22 protein-coding genes and 1 other RNA gene are annotated in these 19,381 nt (G+C 51.6%); 10 read left to right on the forward strand and 13 right to left on the reverse strand.

Translation table 11 applies throughout. The annotated features are described in order from the left end of the window. Positions 1-659: 659 nt before the first annotated feature. The 3 genes from V4U88_RS15035 to V4U88_RS15045 are packed head-to-tail and all read right to left on the reverse strand — an operon-like array spanning position 660 to position 4,228. Entirely contained in the window at positions 660-1,469 is an 810-nt protein-coding gene (locus tag V4U88_RS15035; RefSeq protein ID WP_334074072.1) for an energy-coupling factor transporter transmembrane component T family protein, read from the reverse strand. Then, a complete protein-coding gene (locus V4U88_RS15040; RefSeq protein WP_416367283.1) occupies positions 1,444-3,348 on the reverse strand; it encodes an ABC transporter ATP-binding protein in 1,905 nt (634 codons plus the stop codon). Before V4U88_RS15040 ends, V4U88_RS15035 begins: the two co-directional genes overlap by 26 nt. Further along, positions 3,341-4,228 (reverse strand): cell division protein FtsQ, encoded by an 888-nt coding sequence (locus V4U88_RS15045; RefSeq protein WP_334074073.1) that lies wholly within the window; start codon positions 4,226-4,228, stop codon positions 3,341-3,343. Before V4U88_RS15045 ends, V4U88_RS15040 begins: the two co-directional genes overlap by 8 nt. A 193-nt stretch (positions 4,229-4,421) precedes the next feature. On the opposite strand from V4U88_RS15045, the gene V4U88_RS15050 reads away from it, so the two are divergent. After that, positions 4,422-5,270 carry a MurR/RpiR family transcriptional regulator gene (locus tag V4U88_RS15050; protein ID WP_334074074.1) on the forward strand — a complete coding sequence of 283 codons (849 nt, stop codon included), beginning with the start codon at positions 4,422-4,424 and terminating at the stop codon, positions 5,268-5,270. Positions 5,271-5,293: 23 nt separating this feature from the next. On the opposite strand, the gene V4U88_RS15055 is transcribed toward V4U88_RS15050, so the two are convergent. Next, entirely contained in the window at positions 5,294-5,887 is a 594-nt protein-coding gene (locus V4U88_RS15055) for a TetR/AcrR family transcriptional regulator (protein WP_334074075.1), read from the reverse strand. Positions 5,888-6,048: 161 nt separating this feature from the next. Here V4U88_RS15055 and V4U88_RS15060 point away from each other — a divergent pair, with 161 nt between their 5' ends. The 3 genes from V4U88_RS15060 (at position 6,049) to smpB (ending at position 8,336) form a co-directional block, all read left to right on the forward strand. Then, the gene (locus V4U88_RS15060) at positions 6,049-6,936 is read left to right on the forward strand and encodes an ABC transporter ATP-binding protein (RefSeq protein WP_334074359.1); all 888 of its coding nucleotides are present in this window, start codon (positions 6,049-6,051) and stop codon (positions 6,934-6,936) included. Further along, entirely contained in the window at positions 6,933-7,742 is an 810-nt protein-coding gene (locus tag V4U88_RS15065; RefSeq protein ID WP_334074076.1) for an ABC transporter permease subunit, read from the forward strand. Before V4U88_RS15060 ends, V4U88_RS15065 begins: the two co-directional genes overlap by 4 nt. A gap of 114 nt (positions 7,743-7,856) precedes the next feature. Continuing rightward, positions 7,857-8,336: an SsrA-binding protein SmpB gene (gene smpB / locus V4U88_RS15070; RefSeq protein ID WP_334074077.1), complete on the forward strand. Its 480-nt coding sequence runs from the start codon at positions 7,857-7,859 to the stop codon at positions 8,334-8,336. A 68-nt stretch (positions 8,337-8,404) separates the two neighbouring features. On the opposite strand, the gene V4U88_RS15075 is transcribed toward smpB, so the two are convergent. Then, positions 8,405-9,328 carry a DUF2167 domain-containing protein gene (locus V4U88_RS15075; RefSeq protein WP_334074078.1) on the reverse strand — a complete coding sequence of 308 codons (924 nt, stop codon included), beginning with the start codon at positions 9,326-9,328 and terminating at the stop codon, positions 8,405-8,407. Positions 9,329-9,664: 336 nt separating this feature from the next. Between V4U88_RS15075 and ssrA the strand changes: the two genes are divergently transcribed. Next, positions 9,665-10,028: a transfer-messenger RNA gene (gene ssrA / locus V4U88_RS15080) on the forward strand. A 92-nt stretch (positions 10,029-10,120) separates the two neighbouring features. Here the strand turns inward: ssrA and V4U88_RS15085 are convergent. Together V4U88_RS15085 and V4U88_RS15090 are read right to left on the reverse strand one after the other, a co-directional pair. Then, positions 10,121-10,522: a type II toxin-antitoxin system death-on-curing family toxin gene (locus tag V4U88_RS15085; protein WP_334074079.1), complete on the reverse strand. Its 402-nt coding sequence runs from the start codon at positions 10,520-10,522 to the stop codon at positions 10,121-10,123. Further along, positions 10,519-10,764 (reverse strand): AbrB/MazE/SpoVT family DNA-binding domain-containing protein, encoded by a 246-nt coding sequence (locus V4U88_RS15090; RefSeq protein ID WP_442951889.1) that lies wholly within the window; start codon positions 10,762-10,764, stop codon positions 10,519-10,521. The genes V4U88_RS15085 and V4U88_RS15090 overlap by 4 nt, the downstream gene beginning before the upstream one ends. A 461-nt stretch (positions 10,765-11,225) precedes the next feature. Between V4U88_RS15090 and V4U88_RS15095 the strand changes: the two genes are divergently transcribed. The 3 genes from V4U88_RS15095 (at position 11,226) to V4U88_RS15105 (ending at position 12,929) form a co-directional block, all read left to right on the forward strand. Beyond that, entirely contained in the window at positions 11,226-11,423 is a 198-nt protein-coding gene (locus V4U88_RS15095) for a hypothetical protein (protein ID WP_334074081.1), read from the forward strand. A gap of 13 nt (positions 11,424-11,436) precedes the next feature. Continuing rightward, positions 11,437-11,997, forward strand: a complete 561-nt coding sequence (locus V4U88_RS15100) for a hypothetical protein (RefSeq protein WP_334074082.1) — start codon at positions 11,437-11,439, stop codon at positions 11,995-11,997. Between the two features lie 320 nt (positions 11,998-12,317). Beyond that, positions 12,318-12,929 (forward strand): DUF4352 domain-containing protein, encoded by a 612-nt coding sequence (locus V4U88_RS15105; RefSeq protein WP_334074083.1) that lies wholly within the window; start codon positions 12,318-12,320, stop codon positions 12,927-12,929. A 153-nt stretch (positions 12,930-13,082) separates the two neighbouring features. Here the strand turns inward: V4U88_RS15105 and V4U88_RS15110 are convergent, their stop codons facing one another. The 6 genes from V4U88_RS15110 to V4U88_RS15135 all read right to left on the reverse strand — a co-directional run bounded on the left by V4U88_RS15110 (position 13,083) and on the right by V4U88_RS15135 (position 18,001). Continuing rightward, positions 13,083-14,312, reverse strand: coding sequence for a serine hydrolase domain-containing protein (locus tag V4U88_RS15110; protein ID WP_334074360.1), 1,230 nt, complete (start codon positions 14,310-14,312; stop codon positions 13,083-13,085). Positions 14,313-14,320: 8 nt separating this feature from the next. Next, a complete protein-coding gene (locus V4U88_RS15115) occupies positions 14,321-14,464 on the reverse strand; it encodes a hypothetical protein (protein WP_334074378.1) in 144 nt (47 codons plus the stop codon). Between the two features lie 127 nt (positions 14,465-14,591). Next, positions 14,592-15,257, reverse strand: coding sequence for a TetR/AcrR family transcriptional regulator (locus tag V4U88_RS15120; RefSeq protein WP_334074084.1), 666 nt, complete (start codon positions 15,255-15,257; stop codon positions 14,592-14,594). 344 nt (positions 15,258-15,601) lie between these two features. After that, on the reverse strand, positions 15,602-16,783 hold the full coding sequence (locus V4U88_RS15125) for an MFS transporter (RefSeq protein WP_334074085.1): 1,182 nt from the start codon (positions 16,781-16,783) through the stop codon (positions 15,602-15,604). Positions 16,784-16,863: 80 nt separating this feature from the next. Continuing rightward, positions 16,864-17,154, reverse strand: coding sequence for an ArsR/SmtB family transcription factor (locus tag V4U88_RS15130; protein ID WP_334074086.1), 291 nt, complete (start codon positions 17,152-17,154; stop codon positions 16,864-16,866). 100 nt (positions 17,155-17,254) lie between these two features. Continuing rightward, the gene (locus tag V4U88_RS15135) at positions 17,255-18,001 is read right to left on the reverse strand and encodes an NADPH-dependent oxidoreductase (protein ID WP_334074087.1); all 747 of its coding nucleotides are present in this window, start codon (positions 17,999-18,001) and stop codon (positions 17,255-17,257) included. Positions 18,002-18,122: 121 nt separating this feature from the next. Between V4U88_RS15135 and V4U88_RS15140 the strand changes: the two genes are divergently transcribed. Both V4U88_RS15140 and V4U88_RS15145 read left to right on the forward strand, forming a co-directional pair. Further along, positions 18,123-18,626 (forward strand): MarR family transcriptional regulator, encoded by a 504-nt coding sequence (locus V4U88_RS15140; protein WP_334074088.1) that lies wholly within the window; start codon positions 18,123-18,125, stop codon positions 18,624-18,626. 130 nt (positions 18,627-18,756) lie between these two features. Beyond that, the gene (locus tag V4U88_RS15145) at positions 18,757-19,347 is read left to right on the forward strand and encodes a TetR/AcrR family transcriptional regulator (protein WP_334074089.1); all 591 of its coding nucleotides are present in this window, start codon (positions 18,757-18,759) and stop codon (positions 19,345-19,347) included. Positions 19,348-19,381 lie beyond the last annotated feature (34 nt).

Genomic DNA, 19,381 nt, shown 5'->3' on the forward strand with positions numbered 1-19,381 from the left:
GCACTAACTCTAACATGAAAGAAGAGTGTGGTTAAAAATGATCCCTATCTTACGCATGGCGTAGTCTTCCTTTTTTTCGGGAAATTATCTTTTACCTTTCAAGACTTACCTGCATTGATATAATCGAGTATTAATTCCTGAAAAAGGTCAGGTTTTCCGGCTGGTTCTAACGCCTGAGAGGAGTCTAACGGCTGTAGCAGCCGCTATTTAGCAAAAAGTAGCCCTTTCGAAATTCTAACGGTTGTGAGCGCCGTTATTCTCCTGGATTCTCACCTTAACAGCCTGTTTATGCGAAAATAAGCGCCGTGGCGACCGTTAGAATGGGAAATCGGCGTTTTCAGGACAAATAACGGCTGTGGCAACCGTTAGCGTTAATTTTCGTCTTTCTGGCAAGGCTGCTCATGCGACGGCGGTTAGGAAAATGGGGCACGCCGGATCCAACTCGCCACACCGAGGCGACAAGGTTCAAAATAAGTAGCACCCTGTCAGGTTTGATGCAACCTTCAGTGCCTTACGGGCCGCTATTTCGCTTTCAGAGCTGTGCTGGCCTCCCAAAAACGCCCTTTTTGGCCGCTATTGGCAGCGGGCAGGAAGGCAGGGATGGCAAGGACGACAAGGACAGCGGGGACGGCGGGGACGGCGGGTGTAGCCGCCCTCGCCTACCCGAACCAGAACAGCACCGCCACGTACGCGGCCGATCCTGACAGGAACAGCAGATCGCGGGTTTGGAAACGGAGGTGCGAGAGCTTCAGTTTTTTGGCGGCCGGGTTTTTGAGGCCGTAGGAGAAGCCGCGCGTCTCCAGGGCTTCCACGGTGGTGCGGGACCGTTTGGCGGTGGCCAGCATCAGCGGGAAGAAGGCGTAGACCAGCAGCTTCAAGTAATAAGCGCCCTTGCGCCAGTAGAGCAGCCCCGGGTGTTCGGGGGCTTTGCCGCGCAGCCGGTAGGACAATAGCACGTTGCGGAACTCCTCGAACAGTACGGGCAGAATCCGGTAGCCGTAGGACAGGCTGAACGAAAAGGCGGCGGGGACGCCGAGCGCTAGCAGGCCGTCGCTGATTTTTTCCGGGTCCATGCCGGAGAAGACGGTGATGCTGGCCAGGGACACGACCGACAGCTTGAGCGTCAGCTTCAGCAGCGGCAGGGCGGAGGAGATATCCCCGCCAAAAAACAGCGAGATCACAAACAGCCAGCCCACCTGCCCGATCAGGCCAAGGCAGAGGACGAAGATGATGAACGGTGTGACGCGCGACAGGATCGTCGTGACGATCATAAACAGGCACATGCCGGCCAGGACGGGCAGGCTGTTGACGAACCAGGGCACGATGGCGAAAAAAAGGTACCAGATCAGCAGGCCCCGCGGATCGAGCCGGGACAGGGAAGCGTGACCGCTGCCGTACGCCGTGTTCATCAGTTCGAGCTGGATCCGGTCCAGCGATAGCTTGTTAAACCAGTTGCGGACGAGCTCCATGGGGATGGGCCTCCTTTTCTGCGAGAATGCGGTGCAATCGGGCCGCCAGTTCCTGCGGCGTGGCGCACGGCGGCTGAAGCGCGAGCCCGGCCGACAGTTCCATGCTCTGCGTCAGGGCCAGGCCGGCGCGGCGGATCAGCTCGGGGTCGGCGAACACCTCGGCCGCCGTCCCGTCGGCCGCCACGAGCCCCTCGTGCAGGACGATGACGCGCGTGGCCCAACTGCTGACGAGCTGCATGTCGTGCGTCGCGATGAGCACGGTGCGCACATGCCGCTCCAGCTCCCGCAGCGTGCCGAGCAGCTCCTCGCGGGTGGCCAGGTCGAGGTTGGCCGTCGGCTCGTCGAGCAGCATGACCGCGGGGCGGATCGCCGCGCCGATCGCGAGCGAGACGCGGCGCTGCTGCCCGCCGCTGAGCAGGCGGGCGTCGCGGTCCTGTAGCTCCTCCAGGCGGAAGCTGCGGAGCATGGTTTTCACGGTGGCCCCGGCTTCGGGGTAACCGCGTTTTTTGAGGCAGTACGCGACTTCTTTGCGTAAGCTGTCTTCGATAAACATGTCTTCGGGATTCTGGAAAACGAAGGCGACATGTTTGGACAGTTCTTCGACGGACGTGCTGTGCGTATCGAGGCCCAGGACCTCGACGGAGCCGCCGGACGGCCTGGCGATGCCCGCGATCAGGCGCAGCAGGGAGGACTTGCCCGCGCCGTTGTTGCCGACCAGCGCGACGCGCTCGCCCTCGGCGATGTCCAGGGTCAGGCCGCGAAGGACGGCGTGCTCCGCTTTGCGGAGCGTCCGGTAGTTGAGCGCGGCCTGGCTCAGGCGAATCACCGCCGCGGGCGGATGCGGCTCCGGCGCGGGCTCGCCGAGGGGTTCGCGGGCTGCGGGGCTTGCGCTGATCGCATCGGTCGCATCGATCGCACTGATCGTGCCGATAGCGCCGGTTGCGCGGCTTCTCTCGTCCGCCTCGCCCGCCCGCCCCTCCAGCAGCCCGCCGAAGTGCCGCAGGGCCTCCCCGGTGGTCACCGGGTAGCGGGCCCGCTGGGCCGCGGCTTCTCCCCGCAGCGCCGCCAGGCGGGCCGCGGTCTGGGTCGCCTCGGGCGGCTGGATGCCAAGGCGCTCCAGGTCGTCCAGGCGATTGAGCGCCTCGGCGACCGGCAGCTTCCACAGCACGCGGCCCTGCTCCATCAGGCAGACGTCCCGGCAGTAATCGGCGATAAACTCCGTATGATGCTCGATCACCACGACCGTCTTGCCATGGGCGCGGTTGAGCCGCCGCAGCACTTCATAGACCTGGCGCGCATGCCGGGGATCGAGCTGGGACACCGGCTCGTCGACGACTAGGATGTCCGGCTCAAGCGCCAGGGCGCCGGCCAGGGCGAGGAGGTGCTTTTGCCCGCCGCTAAGCTCCCAGATGAAGCGGGAGCTTAGCGGCGTGAGGCCGCACAGATTCAGCGCGCGGAGGGCCCGCTCACGGTAATCCGGGAGCCCGTAATTCAGCGGCGCGAAGCAGGCCTCGTCCAGCACGGTGGGCCGGACGAGCTGGTTCTCGAAGTCCTGGTAGACGTAGCCGACTTTGCGCGAGAGCTCGGCGACGCTTTGGCCTTGGGACGGGACGCCGCCCACCTTCACTTCTCCTTCGAAATCCCCCGAGTAATAATGCGGGATCAGCCCGTTAAACAGCTTGCACAGTGTCGATTTGCCGCAGCCGTTGCCGCCGATGATGGCGGTGAAGCTGCCGGGTTCGACGCTTAAGGTGGCCGCGTTCAGCACCGGCTGATCGGAGCCGGGATAGGTAAACGACACACCGATGATTTCAATCGCTGGAGGTTCAGATTTTTCGGGCATGGCGCTTGCCGAAAGGGAGCGCTGTTCGTTAGACATGAGGCACGCCTCCGGTGTCGCCGGTTTGGGCGGCGGTGCGGGCTTTTTTGGCGCGCATCGCCAGGAGCACGATGATCGCAACGACGGCCGCCGCGCCGATGCTCAGCCAAATCGCGCCATCGCCGAGTTGTTCGGCGAAGCCGCTGTCCCACTCCCCGAAATTCCAGTCCGTTTCGGACAGGGACTCGGCGCCGAAGGCGATCAGGGCAAGCAGGATCCCGGTCAGGACCAGCTTGGGTGACACGACACCGGCTGCTTCGTATCGGGTGCTTTTTTCGCGGGGCTTGATGCCTAGCAGGGGTTCTATTTTTCCATAGAGTCGGGGTACCAGATAAAGCGTCGGCAGCAGGGCAAACAAAATCCCGGAGAACAGTACGTCATTCAAAAAGCTCACGCCCTCCACGAGCACGACGCTTTCGGCCAGGCCGGGCACGGCTTCGAATTCTTCCACGCCGATCCAGACTTTGCCGATGTCGACCAGGCTGCTGCACAGTTGATGGATGATGACGCCCGTCATGGCGGCGATGCCGACCTGGGTGCGGTTTTGCGGATTGCGGACGATTCGGCCCGCGACGTACATGGCGAATGAGAAGGTGAGGAATTTCTCCAGCTCGCCGAGGCCGCCGAATTGCCCGAGCATCAGCTCGCCGAAGATGACTTCGCCCAGCGCCGCGCCAACGGCGGCATAGAAGGGATGGAACAGCATGCACAGCGTCAGCGGGATGAAAGCAAAGTACTCGACGGACAGTTCGATCGGGCCTAACCGCAGGGAAGGGATCAGTTCGGTGAACATGTTGGACAGGCCGTACAGGGACATGGACAGCACGAAGATCATCATTTTTTGCGATGAGGTCAGGGTGTAGAGCGACTTGCGACTCATGCGGGGAACGCCTCCTTGGACTTGAATTTGTTCTTAAGTGTAGAGGAGGAGTATTAAAAGAGTAGCGGTATTGTGTCAACGGGATGTAATTATTTTTACATAGTGAAAACAATGAAAAAAAACTTACATTACAAAGTCCTGCTAAGCTGGAGAAAGAAGATGCGAATAATGATGCGGAGAGGACTGAATCGCCATGAACCGGAATCCCGGATTTCCCGATAAAAAAAGGTTTTCGCCCGGGCAATTGAAAATTGCCGATTTCATCGAGCGCAACCCGGAAGAGGTGCTGTTTATGACGGAGCAGGAGATCGCCGACCGGCTGGGCACCAGCATCGCCACGGTGTCGCGGTTTTGGCGGGCGGCGGGCTATGAGAACGGCAAGGAGTTCAAGCTGAAGCTGCGCTCCGCCTTTGATACGACGCCGGCGCTAAAGCTGGAGAAGACGATTTCGAAGCTCGACCCGTCCAGTCTGCCAATGAAGATGCTGGAGCAATCGATGCTGCACTTGCGCGAGACGGCGGAAAAAACGGAGCCCGGAGAACTTCAGCGCGCCGCCTCCCTGATGGCGGAAGCCCGGCGGATTTATGTCTATGCCCCGGGTCCGGCGGTTGCTTTGGGCGAGCTGCTGTCCTACCGGCTGTCGCGCTTCGGGATGTCGGTGCGGATGATGGCGGCCAGCGGGCATGAGGTGCTGGAATCGCTAGCGCATGTGCAGCGGGATGATGTGGTGGTGCTGTTTCATTTCACGCGGCTGCTCCCCGAAACCGAGGTGATTCTGGATTGCGTGAAGCGGACCGGCTGCCCGGCGGTGATGGTCACCGACCGGGAGGAGTTCCGGTACGGCGCGCCGGTGGAGGCGGCTTTTTACGTCAGCCGGGGGGAGATGGGGGAGTTCCATTCCATGGTGACCCCGCTGCTGCTGGTGGAGGAGATGATTTTGAGCATTGGCCTGATGAACCGGGACAAGGTGCTGTCCAAGCTGGAAGCATTGGGCGAGCTGCGCAAGCGTTACGCCGACAAGCTGCCGCGCGGGAAGGCTTGAGCCGATTCTAGCACCGTTTATGCTTACGGCTTTCCGCAAATCCCGTAGAAGAACAGATGCACGATCCCTTCCAAAAACCCGTTCAAATCCCCGCTATGCTGGGCCATCTCCAGGATGGTCTCATACTGGTTCATATAGAGCTGAATGAAGGCCAGTACGTGCTCCACCGCGACATCGGGGGAGATTTCGCCGCTGGCTTTTCCCTCTTCCAGGATGCGGATCATGACTGGGACGGCGACCTCTTGGTACAGATTTTCCACATAATGGGCCAGTTCCCGATCGTCGAGAATGAGCTCCTTCATCAGGCCGGGAGGAATCTCGCGGTAAGCCTCTTTTTCCAGAAAAATAATATGTTCGATCTTCTCCCGCAGCGTATGCTCCCCGTTCATATATTCCTCGAACTCGCGGATCGCGTTGTCCACGAATTGAATGAATACTTCGCGCAGCAGGGCTTCTTTGCTCCCGAAATAGTTGTAAATCGTGACCTGCGATACCTTGGCCTCTTTGGAAATATCGGCGATCCGCAGGCGTTTCGGGTCCGCAGTTCGCAGCATGTTCAACGTGGTGCGCATGATTTTTTGCTTGATCAGGTTGGCGCGTTTCTCAAAACCATTCATGAATTTAGGCTCCTTGTTTTGGATTGTTATGTAATTTATGAAATATATAAATAAAATAATTTCATAAAATCATTGACGGAATAGAACCGCAGGTATAGTATAACATATGAAATATTTTAGTCATAATATTTCATTTCTTTTACCTTGTGGAGGTGGATGCGGTGCTGCGGGTGGAGCATTTGACGAAGAAGTTTGGGAACGGAAAGGGGATTTTCGATGTTTCTTTTTCGGTCCGGCGGGGGGAGGTCTTCGGGTTTCTGGGGCCGAACGGTGCGGGGAAGTCGACGACGATCCGCCATATCATGGGCTTTATGAAGCCGGACCGGGGGACCGTGATGATTGGCGGCCTGGATACGTGGAAGGATCAGGGGAAGGTGCAGACCCTCGTCGGGTATCTGCCGGGGGAGATCGCTTTTATCGAAGGCATGACCGGCAAAGCGTTCCTCGACTTTATGGCCGACATGCAGGGCGTTAAGGACCTCTCCAAGCGTGACGGGCTAATCGACCGGCTTCAGTTCGATGTACGTACGCCGATTCGCAAAATGTCGAAAGGCATGAAGCAAAAAGTCGGCATCGTCGCCGCCTTCATGCACGATCCGCAGGTGATTATTCTGGATGAACCAACCTCCGGGCTCGATCCGTTGATGCAGAAGATTTTTATCGAACTCGTCCTGGAGGAAAAAGCGCGCGGCACGACCTTTCTTATGTCCTCGCACAGCTTCCCGGAAATCGAGCGGACCTGCGACCGGGCCGCTATCATCAAGGATGGCGTGATCATTGCGGTCAAGGATATTCACGAGCTGCAATCCATGCAACGGAAGCTGTTTGAGGTGACCTTCGAGCGCCCGGAAGATGCGGAAGCATTCTTGGCGGCCGGATTGGCGGTGGAATCCCGGGAAGGCGCCCGGGTTCGCGTGGCCGTCCAGGGCAACTACGACCGGTTTATGGCGGAGACGGCGAAGTACCGGGTGCGTAATATCGATATTTTTACACAGAACCTGGAGGACATATTCATGAATTATTATGACCGGAAGGGGACGGAAAAATGAATACCGTGCTGTACAAACAGATGCTGAAGGTTTACATGAAGAGCTTTATGAATTACGCGGTGGGATCCGCTTTCTATATCTTGCTAATGTTCTGGCTGTACCCCGGCATTGCGAAAAATACCGGCGCCATCGACCAACTCGTGAACTCTATGCCGGAAGGCGTGGGCCGGGCGTTCGGGCTGAGCGGTTTCGGCACGGCGGAGTCGTTCATCTCGGGCGAGTATTACGGCCTGATTCTGATCCTACTGTTGGCGATCGTGTGCATGCAGTTGTCCACGCAGTTGATGGCGAAGCTGGTGGATCAAGGCGGCATGGCCTATTTGCTGTCTACGCCGACGACCCGGGCGAAGGTGGCTTTAACACAGGCGGCCGTGCTGACGACCGGGCTGTTCCTGATTCTGGCGGTGACAACGCTGGCCGGGTTCGCGGGGAGCGCGTGGTTTTTGCGGGGGGATTATCCGCTGGATACGGAGCGTTTCGTGGAATTGAACGCGGGGGCGTTCCTGCTGTTTTTTGCGATCGGCGGGATTGCGTTCCTGGTGTCGGCGCTGTCGAATGACGAGAAAAAGGCGGCAGGATTGTCCGGTCTGATCACCTTCGGCTTCTTCAGCCTGGATCTGGTCGGCAAGTTCAGCGAAAAACTGGAGTGGCTGCGGAATTTCACGATTTTTACGCTGTATAAGCCGAGTGAGATGATTGGCGGCACGGCGGATTTGAGCCTCAGCTTTAGTGTACTGGCCGCTGTTGGCCTAGTGGCGTTCGCTTTGGCCGTCGCGCTGTTCCGTAAACGGGATTTGCCCTTGTAAATCAAGGGCATTTCTTGATTTTAAGCGGCGGAGTTGCTACAATTAGAGTCTGGCACGCTGATGCGGATTTGTGGAAGGTTAATTATCGTTGAGGGATGATGAGGAGGGTGAACCATGGCGAAGAAAAATGACGGCAAAGTGCTGGCCCAGAACAAAAAAGCTTCCCATGACTATTTCATCGAGGATACGTACGAAGCGGGCATGGTGCTGACCGGGACCGAGATCAAGTCGATCCGCAACGCCCGGGTGAACATCGGAGACGCGTTCGCGACGATCCGGAACGGCGAGATTCACATCCACAACATGCATATCAGCCCGTTCGAGCAGGGGAACCGGTACAATCCGACCGACCCGACCCGGACGCGCAAGCTGCTGATGCACAAGGCGCAGATCAACAAGCTGCTGGGCTTGTCCAAGCAGGAAGGGTACTCGATCGTGCCGCTGAAAATCTACATCAAGAACGGCTACGCCAAGCTGCTCCTCGGCCTCGGCAAAGGGAAGAAGCAGTACGACAAGCGCGACGCCGCCGCCAAACGCGATGCCCAGCGCGACATTCAACGCGTGCTGCGGGAGAAGCAGAAGGTGGCGCGGTAATGATATACAAAAACCGGGAGTGGCTATTCGGCTCCCGGTTTTTTCTTGCGTCCTGAGATTTTTTTCTATTACAACGAAGTGGGCGGCTTTTTTTGTTCGTTCTCCGCATCGAATTTAGTTTTGAAGCGGTTGTCCTCCTGGCTATCGAAAGCAGAGGGGTAATCTGTCTGTTGGTGACCCTTCTTGTTCTTTCTCTTGAATAATTTGCCGATCCAAAGGAATGGCGCCAAAATAATGAACCAGAGCTTCTTGGCGAATAAAGCGATGATGGCAAGAAGGCCCGTCCTTTTGGCCGTGACAATGCCGGCTCCCCCCAAAATGAGTCCAGTCAGGCCCAAGGCGGACTTTTTGTCTGTGGAAGAATCGAAGTCAGCGTATGTATTGCCGGAAGTTACCGAAAGGTGAGGGAGCAGCTCTTGCTCAAACGTGTTGCGGTCAGCCTCCAGATTTTCAGGAGTGGAGACCAGAATGGCCGATATGTATCCAACGCGAGTAAGAATGCGCACGTTGTAATTAATAATTTTTTCCCCGTTGTTATTATGTAGAAGCAGAGCCCATGTGAGGCTGCGGACGGACTCATCATAGGCAGGCTCTTTAAACCAGCCGTCCACAAATAATTGATTGGATTCGGGCAGCTTCTTGTTTGCTTCTTCCTGCCCTCTTTCGTAGCTCTTGAGCAACTCGTCGGCATCAATATCCGATTTTTCGTTATCTTCGATATGGCCGGATTCGGCGTACTCGAAGTAAACGCTCCACACGGCATTCTCATCCGCAGGCTCCACATATCCGATTTCATTGTAGGAAGGGAGGTCGTGGAAACTTTTGATAAAAGCAATTGTGTCGTCCTTATCGAGGAAAAAATAATCTTGCGGCAGCGTCAATTCAGCAATATCAGTGAGCCTCACTTGCTGTCCGGAACCCTCGACCCAGTTTAGATCGGGTTCTTGCACGGCTTCTGCAGTTGCTTTGAAGGGCATAACGAGGATGCTCATCAGGAGCAGACTGGATAGCAGAAGTTTTTTCCTTTTGGACCTGTAGTGGTAGTTACTGATTTTCATGTTAACCTCCATTATTTTTTGGAATGGTATGATCTTATCATGATGATTCTGTATTAATAAAGGAAGAAAAATACAAATCCCGATAATTTTCGCCTTCATGTGAATCTTGCTTTTCCGTCGGTTCATTGCTACAATTATTTCTACCGCTTGGCACGGCTGCCATGTATTCACCAGGCAAATCGTGCGTTACTTGTGGTATACTAATGAATGTAAAGGAAAGATCAAAGCATTCATGCTCGGCCGTTTAACCAGGAACCACCTTTTTATTAAGGGGGCGTTTTTGGATTCGACGGGGGTAGATCGAGCATGGGTAGCGGGTAGTGGGGACGCGTCCGCTTTATCAACGCTAAAGCCAATTAAACGGCAAACAAAACAACAACTTAGCTTTCGCAGCTTAATAACCTGCGTGCTAGCTCTATCTCTGCATCGCCCATGTGCCGGGAATAGGGCCCAACTTTAGTGGGATACGCTGTCTAGTCTCCGCCTGCGGCTAGCTGAAGAAGACAATCAGGCTGACCCGAAGGGAATCCGGTGACGGGGAGTCTCTAGGGTGACATCAAAACTGTCACTACACCCGTAGAAGCCTATGTGGCGTTGCCTTCGGACAGGGGTTCGACTCCCCTCGCCTCCATATGTAGTAGCAAAAAAGCGACCTTCATCGGTCGCTTTTTTGCTACTAAGTGATGATATACAGATAAGAACAGCCTTTTATTCTTAAGATAACTTTCAAGGGATGAATAAACAGTGGTCTTTAATAATCGAAGCCACCTCTTGAAAATGAAAACGATGATTAACCATATCTACAGTAAAATCCTCGGCTTTTTTTGCATCCATTTTAAAGTGTAGTCCATTATATCGCAAGAATATTACCAATGCTGTAAAAGCAGTTCGGTTATTTGCATTGTGAAATGGATGATTTTGACCAAATGATTCAAATAAAGCCGCTGCTTTCTCGAAGATCGTAGGATATGCATCATCGCCAAATACAGAAGTTTGAGGACGATGGACTGCTGATTCAAGCAATCCTGGTTCTTTAACTCCTAATAGTTCACCTGGACTGTAACGTTGTATCATTGCAACATTAATGGCTATTACTTCTTGGACAGATAAAAAACGAGTTGAAGTCATCTATCTTTGAGACCTTTCAGTGTTTGATCATATGCCTTAATAACATCTGACAAAGTACTCATGAAGTCTGGACTGACTCCTTCTGGTAATGAAACTTTTGTTGACCTCTTAATAATAATTTCTCCTGATTCCGGGTTAACATCTATGTTGACGATATCGCCTTGATCCAATCCAATTTGCTTCAAAGCGTCAGTCATGGTTATGCCTAAGCTGTTTCCGAATTTGGTCACTTTTCGTTCCATTTCAAACATCCTATCCATAGAAATTCTCTCCTTATCATCATATTCAATCGTTTTAACAATTAAACAGTTATAAAGTTTAAACTCAACCTGCGTGCTAGCTCTATCTCTGCATGGCCCACGTGCCGGGAATAGGGCCCAACTTTAGTGGGATACGCTGTTTAGTCTCCGCCTGCGGCTAGCTGAAGAAGACAATCAGGCTGACCCGAAAGGGAATCCGATGACGGGGTCTCAGTATTGCTTACGATGCTAGCATTGCTTCGCAATGCTTTCGGGTGACATCAAAACTGTCACTACACCCACGCGAAGCTCGCCTATGTGGCGTTGCCTTCGGACAGGGGTTCAACTCCCCTCGCCTCCACAGCAAGACGAAAAGCCTTCAGCCATTGATGTGGTTGTTGGCTTTTTAATTGTGTATAATAACGTATAACAATTAACTGTAAGCATTGAAGGAGGTCCTTGTTATGGCAGTAGATCGGGAACAGCTTCAGAATATACTCAAGAAGGCCAATCAGCGTGCTCGTGAACAAGCCAAGCAATCAGGAGCATCCATATACTATATAAAAAACAACAGACGTATTCGTGAAGATGCGGGAGGCAATAAATTCGAAATCATTTTCGATTCCCAAGGAAAGCGGATGGAGCGGGAGTATATTGAATAATCATAAACCCGTGATGACGGTATTTGCGGGTACCAACGGTGCTGGCAAGAGTACAATCAGCCTGCAAATGAGGGACTTTATCGGGGAGGTTGTTGATCCCGACCAAATTGCTATACGGCTCAATCCCGAAAATCCGCGAAGTGCGGATTTATCAGCAGGCAAAGAAGCGATCAAAAGAATCCGATCTCTGATTAACTCCAATAGTCATTTCGCTGTTGAGACTACGTTATCCGGTACATTTTTCTTAAGACATATGCAACTGGCGAAAGTAGAAGGGTATGAAATAGTAATTTACTATATCGGTCTTCAGGATGTCCAGATGCATATTGACCGCGTGGCCTCCCGTGTAGAGCAGGGAGGTCATTGGATTGCTGAAGAGGATATCCGTTGGCGGTATGGGCAATCGCTGCAGAATCTAAAGCCTGCTGTTAGTATAGCAGACCAGCTCATTATTATTGATAACACATTTGAACCTGCAATCATTGCGGAAATAAGGAATAATCAATTAGTTTACAAGATAGATCAGGCACCAAATTGGTCAAAAGGTGTCCTCGATTTATTTAAAATCGATTGACATCAAAACTGTCACTTCACCCACGCGAAGCTTGCCTATGTGGCGTTGCCTTCGGACAGGGGTTCAACTCCCCTCGCCTCCATATGTAGCACGAGAAAAAGCGACCTTAATCGGTCGCTTTTTTGCATCCTCATATAATTAAAAAGTTGCGCAATGCATTAGCAACTCTTTATTTTGATGAAATAGAAAATGGCAAAATTACGTTAAGGCAGTGACTAACAAATTTGGGACGAAAGAAAGGCAAAAAATTGGAGAAAATGAAACTTAGGAACCAAAAAGCTCGTAATATGTGGTAATATGTAGAAAAGGGGGAGAAGGTTTTGAGAAAGACTAGTTTGGGAATTTTACTTGTGGCACTGTTATTACTGGTTACTGCATGTGGAGGTACTGCGTCTACATCAGCAGGAAAGCAGAATGCTAATACTTCTGCAAAGGATCAAGGCACTGCAGAGAACGTAAATAATGAGCAAAAAGATGCCGCTGTTACAGCTGAACCGACTAAGGAGCCTGAAGAGCCGAAAGAGGTTGTCTACAAAGTAGGGGACAAGTTTAATTTGGGAGATTGGGAAGTTGTGCTGGACTCCTTTGAATTCAACCAAAAAGTCAGTGATGATTACTTTTCTTCTAGTGCGGACGAGGGCAATAAGTTTTTAATTTTAAAGTATACGGTTACAAATAATGGGACGGAAGCTGACAACTTTACGTCAATGGTTGGCGGAGTCGAAATGAAGGCGATATTTCAGGACAAATATGAGTACAAATATACGATCACGATGATAGAGCAAGACCTTAGCAATGAAAGTATTAAGCCGCTATCTTCAAAAACCGGATTTGTTGTAATGGAAGTTCCTGACGCAGTAGCTAAATCAAAAGATAGTTTGATTGTAAATCTGGCACAAGATGAGGACAAGGCCACTATTAATTTAAGATAGCTGAAGTTGCCGCTAGTACGAAAGAACCGCAAGCGTAAGGGATTTCTCCCCAGGGCTTGCGGTTTTTTTTGATGATTTTACAATAGGCTGACGGTTCGACTGACCGTTGGGTGCCGTGGGTTGAGGACGGGCATACCCGGCGCGGGCTCGGTGTTAGTCTTCGATTGCCTGATAGACCATGGTCCAGAAGTCGTGGATAAGATGCGCCGAATCCGGGGTGGACATCCCGACCTGCGTGAGCAGGATGCCGGTAAGCTGTTTGTCCGGGTCGGCGTACGCCGAGGTGCCGCTTCCGCCGTCCCAGCCGAACTGGCCGATGGAAGCATAGTCGCCGCGGTAGGTGCGTACCGCCATCCCGAAGCCCCAGCCGCCGTGCTGCCCTTGACCATGCGATAAATGGACGTTATTTTTGGCCAAGTCGTCTCGGAATGCTTGTTGTTCGGGCGTGAGACGGTTTGAGGTCATCAACTGGACGGCGGGCCGGGACAGGATCCGTTCGGTCCCGTGCATCCCTTGGTTCAGCAGCATTTGTAAAAACGCGTGATAGTCGTCGGCGGTGGAGAGCAGCCCGCCGCCGCCTGCCTGGAACGCCGGAGGCTTAATGTAGCGTCCGCCTGCGGCTTCGTCCCACACGATAAACTCTCCGGTCTGCGGATCGGGGATGTAGGCAGGCGGCAGCCGGTCAATTTTGCCTTCGGGCACGTAGAAGCCGGTATCCTTCATCCCCAGCGGATCAAAGATACGTTCGCGCAGGAACGTCTCGAATGTCTGACCCGTGACCCTGGCAACGAGCACGCCGAGCACTTCGTTACTGAGGTGGTACTGCCACCGCTCTCCGGGCTGGTAGCTCAGTGGGAGTGTACCCAGGCGGCGCATCCACTCATCCGGCTCGGGCAATTCCTGCCCTGGCGTGTCATTTAATCCATTCTCGAAGATCGCGTTCTGGATCGGGGAGCCCATCAACGTCAGATCCATTCCGAGCCCGAACGTAGAGGTCAGCAGATCCCGCACGGTGATCGGCCGCCGCGCCGGCACGGTGTCGTCCAGCGGACCGTCGGGTCGTTTCAGCACCTGCCGGTCGGCGAGTTCGGGCAGCCATTTGTCTACTGGGTCGTCCAGATGCAGCTTGCACTCGTCGAGTAGGATCATCACCGGCGCGGCCCCGACCATCTTGGAAGTGGACGCCATCCGGAAGATCGTGTCCCGGCGCATCGGCGCGCCACCGTCATGGCGCATCGTGCCGATCGCTTCGACGTGCGTCTCACCGTTCCGGCTGACCAGGGCAACGAGCCCTGGAATTTTCCCGGACTCGACATGCCGTGACAGCACGTCGCGCATTCTGAGCAGCCCTGTTTTGGAAAAGCCTCCGTTGCTTTGTTCCATCATCTTTTTCATTTAGTTTCCCTCCCGTAAATGACTGTAATTTTTGACAAATCAGCATCTATGCCTTTGAGAAGAGCAAAGGTCAGTTTATCCATCGTAGCGCCGTCTTGCCGTTCCAGCGAGCGGGAGGTCATTGTCAATTTCTGATTCATCACATTCACATCTCCTTATAATATGTTTTCTAATAAGCGTTAGCGTTTTGAACCTGAAGCAAATATTCATACCAACCGATGGTATGTATAGATTTAAAAATATACTGCCTTTCGGCAGTTTAGTTTTTTAGTTATCTTTGCTGTCCTCTCTAGCTGACAAACGAAACAGTTCCTCGTATCGTTGAAACATTTGATCATCGAACAGGTCAAGCCCCAGGCCTTTCAATATTTGATCGAAAAACCTTACCTTGCGCACCAGCATCTCGGGCGAAGCTTGGATAACCGCCGGGTTTAGCCACAGGTTGGTGAGAATCAGCAACACTTCGCTAAGCTCCTTAGGATAGTCGGTTCGGATCGAGCCGTCTCGCATACCTTGTTCGATGATGGGCTGGATATAGACGGGTAAGGCTTTTTCGAGCATGTGCTCGATCTGGGCCGCCAGCAGCTTCGGATTGCGCAAAAGGTTGGGTGCCGCCGATGCCATCTCGTTCTGGGCGGGATTGCTGAGAGAGACGCGGGAAATCTTGCGGAGCTTCTCCAGGCCATTTAACTCCTTGTCGTCCCGGACGTCGGACAGCATCTCGTCAACACCTTTGAACAAATGGTCGATAACGGCCTGCATGATCTCTTCCTTCGACTTGAAGTGATGATAAATAGCCCCTTTTGTCAGCCCGCCCAGTCCGTTGATGATATCCTGAATGGAGGTCTGCTCGTAGCCTTTTTGGATGAACAGATTAAGCGCCACGGTTAGGATTTGGTTGGTCGTTTCTTCCGGATATTTATTTCTTGCCATTCACTCTTCCCTTTCATACATTCGGTTGGTATGTAACGAATATATTCGATCCCCCCTTTGATGTCAACCCCCCCAAAAAAAAATGGGTATTCGGAAATTATAGTGGAAAAGGGCTTATAATTCGCCCTTCTCCAATTTTTCAATCAAGGTGGAAATGTCGATACCACGGGCTGTTCGCCACACTCACGAATCACACTGACAGGAGGCGTATTATCGAACAACGGGAAGTTGTTATCTCGGAGTTCGTCACCACTTGTATTAGAAAATCATATTCAGTCTCACTTATACTTAGGATGTTGAATTTTGGAAGATTTAGAATATCCATTTGAATTTCTTCTGTGCATTTATGATGCATAATCCTTTTTTGTTTTAGCGTGATTAGTCAAAATACCACTTGCTATAAAAGAGAACAACGAACCGGCAAAGCATATAGCCGCAAATATGCCTACGGCGGAAAAACCGTTAAATGTCGCATAAATCAAGCCGGCGAACCAAGAGCCGAGCGCTGTCGCAGCGTACATGATCGAATTGGCCAAGCTAGAGATCGTGCCACGAATTGTCGGATTTAATGAATTCAGCATTCCCATGATGAGCGGAAAGACGATGCCCATGGTTGCGAATATGAAAAAGTATACCCCTTCGAAAGACGCAACCGATGGCAGGTGAGGCAAAGCAATAAAACATGCAATAGAGACGAGAATGCCCACAACCATCGTATTGAAACGATTCAACATTTTGATCACATATGCACCGCTAAAGCTTCCCACTATATTCCCTAGGCCAAGAAAAAACATGACGTACCCCACTTGATCAACCGAAAGGTGAAAGCGGTCCGTCATCCATTTTCCAATGAAAGAAAAGGCAGCAAAAAATCCACATTGAAATAAGAAATGAGCCAGGAAAGACCTTCTCGCGATTCGGCTTATGAATAGCGGGACGTATCTTTTAAATATCGGAAGCTTGGTTCTTAGGTCTTGTTTCGGTTTCATTTCGGGCAAAGCATAGGGGATGAATATAGCCACCAGCAACGAGCATGCACCGATTGTAAAAAAGGGATAAGACCAATGGGTTGCAGCAAGCAAGCCTCCAATCGGTATGCCGAAAGCTTGGGAAGCAGCCAAGCCTGCCATTACGATTCCTGATACTTTGGCGGTCTTTGCCGCAGGGAACAGAGCAGGAATAGAGGCCCAGACTTGCGGCGCTGTGAATGCTGCGCTGACTCCGGCTAAAAAACGGAATAAAAACATCGTCCAAAATCCTGTCGCAAAGCCGCATAAAATGGTTGAAACCGAGAAGCAAACCATGCCGGAAAACATTACTTTTTTGCGATCCCATCCATCGGAAAGCGGTCCGGCTATCAGAGCAAATATGGCATATCCCAACGCATAGGCCCCGACCATCCAACCGGCATATTCGGTCGGGATATGAAACAATTTCTGAAGGGTGGGGATGAGCGGAGAAATCAAAAATGTATCCGTACCGATAACAAACATGATAAGAAAAAGTAACGCTGTTAACTTAATCATGGGAATCATCTTCTCCTATCGATCTTAGTTTCGTTGTAAAACAACTTTTGAACTAATGAAGAGAAAAAAGGAATTTCCTTCTACAATGTATCAAGAAATCCCGGCAAGTAAGATTCAAAGGTCTCCATGTCGATACTCGTATACTTCGTTTGAGCTTCTTTTCGTACCTTAATCAATTTCGCCTCCCTTAAAGTACGCAAATGATACGAAGTATTCGACTTCGAAGTATTGCAAATGTCCCCAACTTCTCCGCAATTCATCTCCTTCTTATTGGCGTATAGAACTCGTATGATTTCCAATCTTGTTACATCAGCTAATGCTTGAAACATTTTGACCCTGTGTTCATTATTCAATGATTTTTGAGTAGTCATAAAACCATTGTACTAAGATATTGCTACAAATCAAGTCTTTAGGCAAAATCCCACCATATTCTCCGATTTATAAGTGAGATCTTTTGCGTTTCAGGGATATCTACTTCATGTCAAAACCCTTGCTTTTTACGTATTCCGTATACCCGCCCAACGGCAAATCTTTGTTCAGCATGGCGACGAATTTGCCGGACCAGCTTGCCTTTTGTTTGTTGTTCGTTCGTGCGCCGTAATACTCCTCAATTTCCCGGTCATAGGTTTCTACCTTTGCCTTAAGATCGCGATCATCATACCGGTTTTCAAAAAACACGGCGGACCGTGGCAACCGCGGCTTTTGCTCGGGAAATTCATCGGGAACGCCTACTGCAAGGCCGACCAGAGGAATGACGAAATCCGGAAGGCCCAGCCATTCGTCCAGTGCGGGGAGGGCCTCGTTAATTCCGCCGATCATCACGGCTCCCAGTCCCATAGACTCGGCCGCCACATTGGCATTCTGCAGGGCAAGCGCGGCACTCAGCACAGCGGTTTGGTAAAAATACGAGAAGCTCAGGTTTTGGCCCATTTTTTCCTGTTGGTCCGGGCCGGCAGCCAACCTCATCCGATGGAGATCGGCGCAAAAAATAAAAAAGTACCCGCATTCCTCAATCGGCGGATTTTTCGCATGTACCGCGATCTTCCTCCGTAGTTCCTGATCGGTGACGCCGATGATCGAGAACGGCTGCATATGCGCCGAAGACGGAGCCATTTGCGCGGCATCGACTATGGCTTCGATTTGCTCGCCTGTCAACGGAATATTTTTAAACTTACGGATGGACCGATGCCGGCTGATGACTTGCATGACCTCATTCATTCAAATTCCCTCCATATATATGGTTTCCATGGAAACCATAATAGCAAGAAAAAGACGTTCTGTCAAATGGTTTCCTAGGAAACCATGGTATAATAAATAGAAAACAAGGTAGGCTTGCCTTATGACCCATATAAATGATGATTTACTTCAACTCAAAAACCGCATTGAAAAGTCACTGTACCGGATTCTCATCAGCGAAAACGACGAGAACCAGGATCGGCTTTGGCTCATGGAGCACATCTCCGACGACCGGCTAAAAGAGCTGTTACCCCACCTATCCATCTCAGGTCTGCACGTTTTGGACGTTATCGATACGCATGAACGCATTAAAGGGGTCGATATCGCCCGCGATATGGGTATAACGAAAGGCGCCGTCTCCAAAATTACCCGCAAATTACTGGATCAGGGCCTGATTCGGAAAACCCAGCTGCCGGATAACCTGAAGGAAATTTACTTCTCGGTGACTCCGCTTGGTGCCGAATTGGCCGAACTGCATCGGTTATTTCACCAGCAGCAGGATCAGAAAGCGATGGAATTATTAACAAGTTACGACGCAATGTCGTTGGAAACCGTAGCGGTCTTTTTGGAGAAACTGGCTAATCTGCGCCAGAATCCGAATTCCTAAGCCGGCACGAATGCGAAAAGCGACCTATGACGGTCGCTTTTTTGCGTAAATACAATGTTCGATCGGTTGCATTTTCTCGTTCGATATGCTAAGCTAACTACCGATCGTTAGTTTGTGGTGGAGGGGTTGTATGACGGCAAAAAAAATTATGGAAATAGCACTTCACCATTTTGCGCAAAACGGCTATGAAGGTGCCTCGCTTCGTGATATTTCGGCCGAAGTGGGGATTAAAAAACCATCCATCTATAATCACTTTAAGGGCAAGGACGAATTGTTCATGGCCGTTTACCAGGATGTGGCCGCGAAAGAACTTAGCTTTGTTGAAGAGTATCTGAAACCCGATAGTAAATCGACTTTTAAAACTCAACTTTACGATTTTTTAATTCAGTATATGGAGCGTTATGAGCGTGAAGAGGAGACTAAATTCTTTTTGAGAATGTCCTTTTTTCCTCCAACCCATCTGAGAATGGAATCCATGAAGTTGAGCATGGGGTATGTCGATAAAATGACTGATTTAGCCAGAGTTCTTTTCACATCAGCTGAAAATCCCGGCTCCATCGGCTTAAACGTATCGATTGAACAGGCTACCGGCGCTTACATGGCGATTCTGGACAGTGTATTTGTTGAGATGCTTTACGGTGATAAAGAGCGTGCATTGAAGAGACTTGAAGCATCATGGCATGTCTTTTGGCAGGGAATCAGACAAGAGGAACAGGAATAAATCGGCTTAAACTTGAACGAGGATTAGCTTACTG

The sequence above is a fragment of the Paenibacillus sp. A14 genome (assembly GCF_036864815.1).
Taxonomy (GTDB): domain Bacteria; phylum Bacillota; class Bacilli; order Paenibacillales; family Paenibacillaceae; genus Fontibacillus; species Fontibacillus sanfengchensis.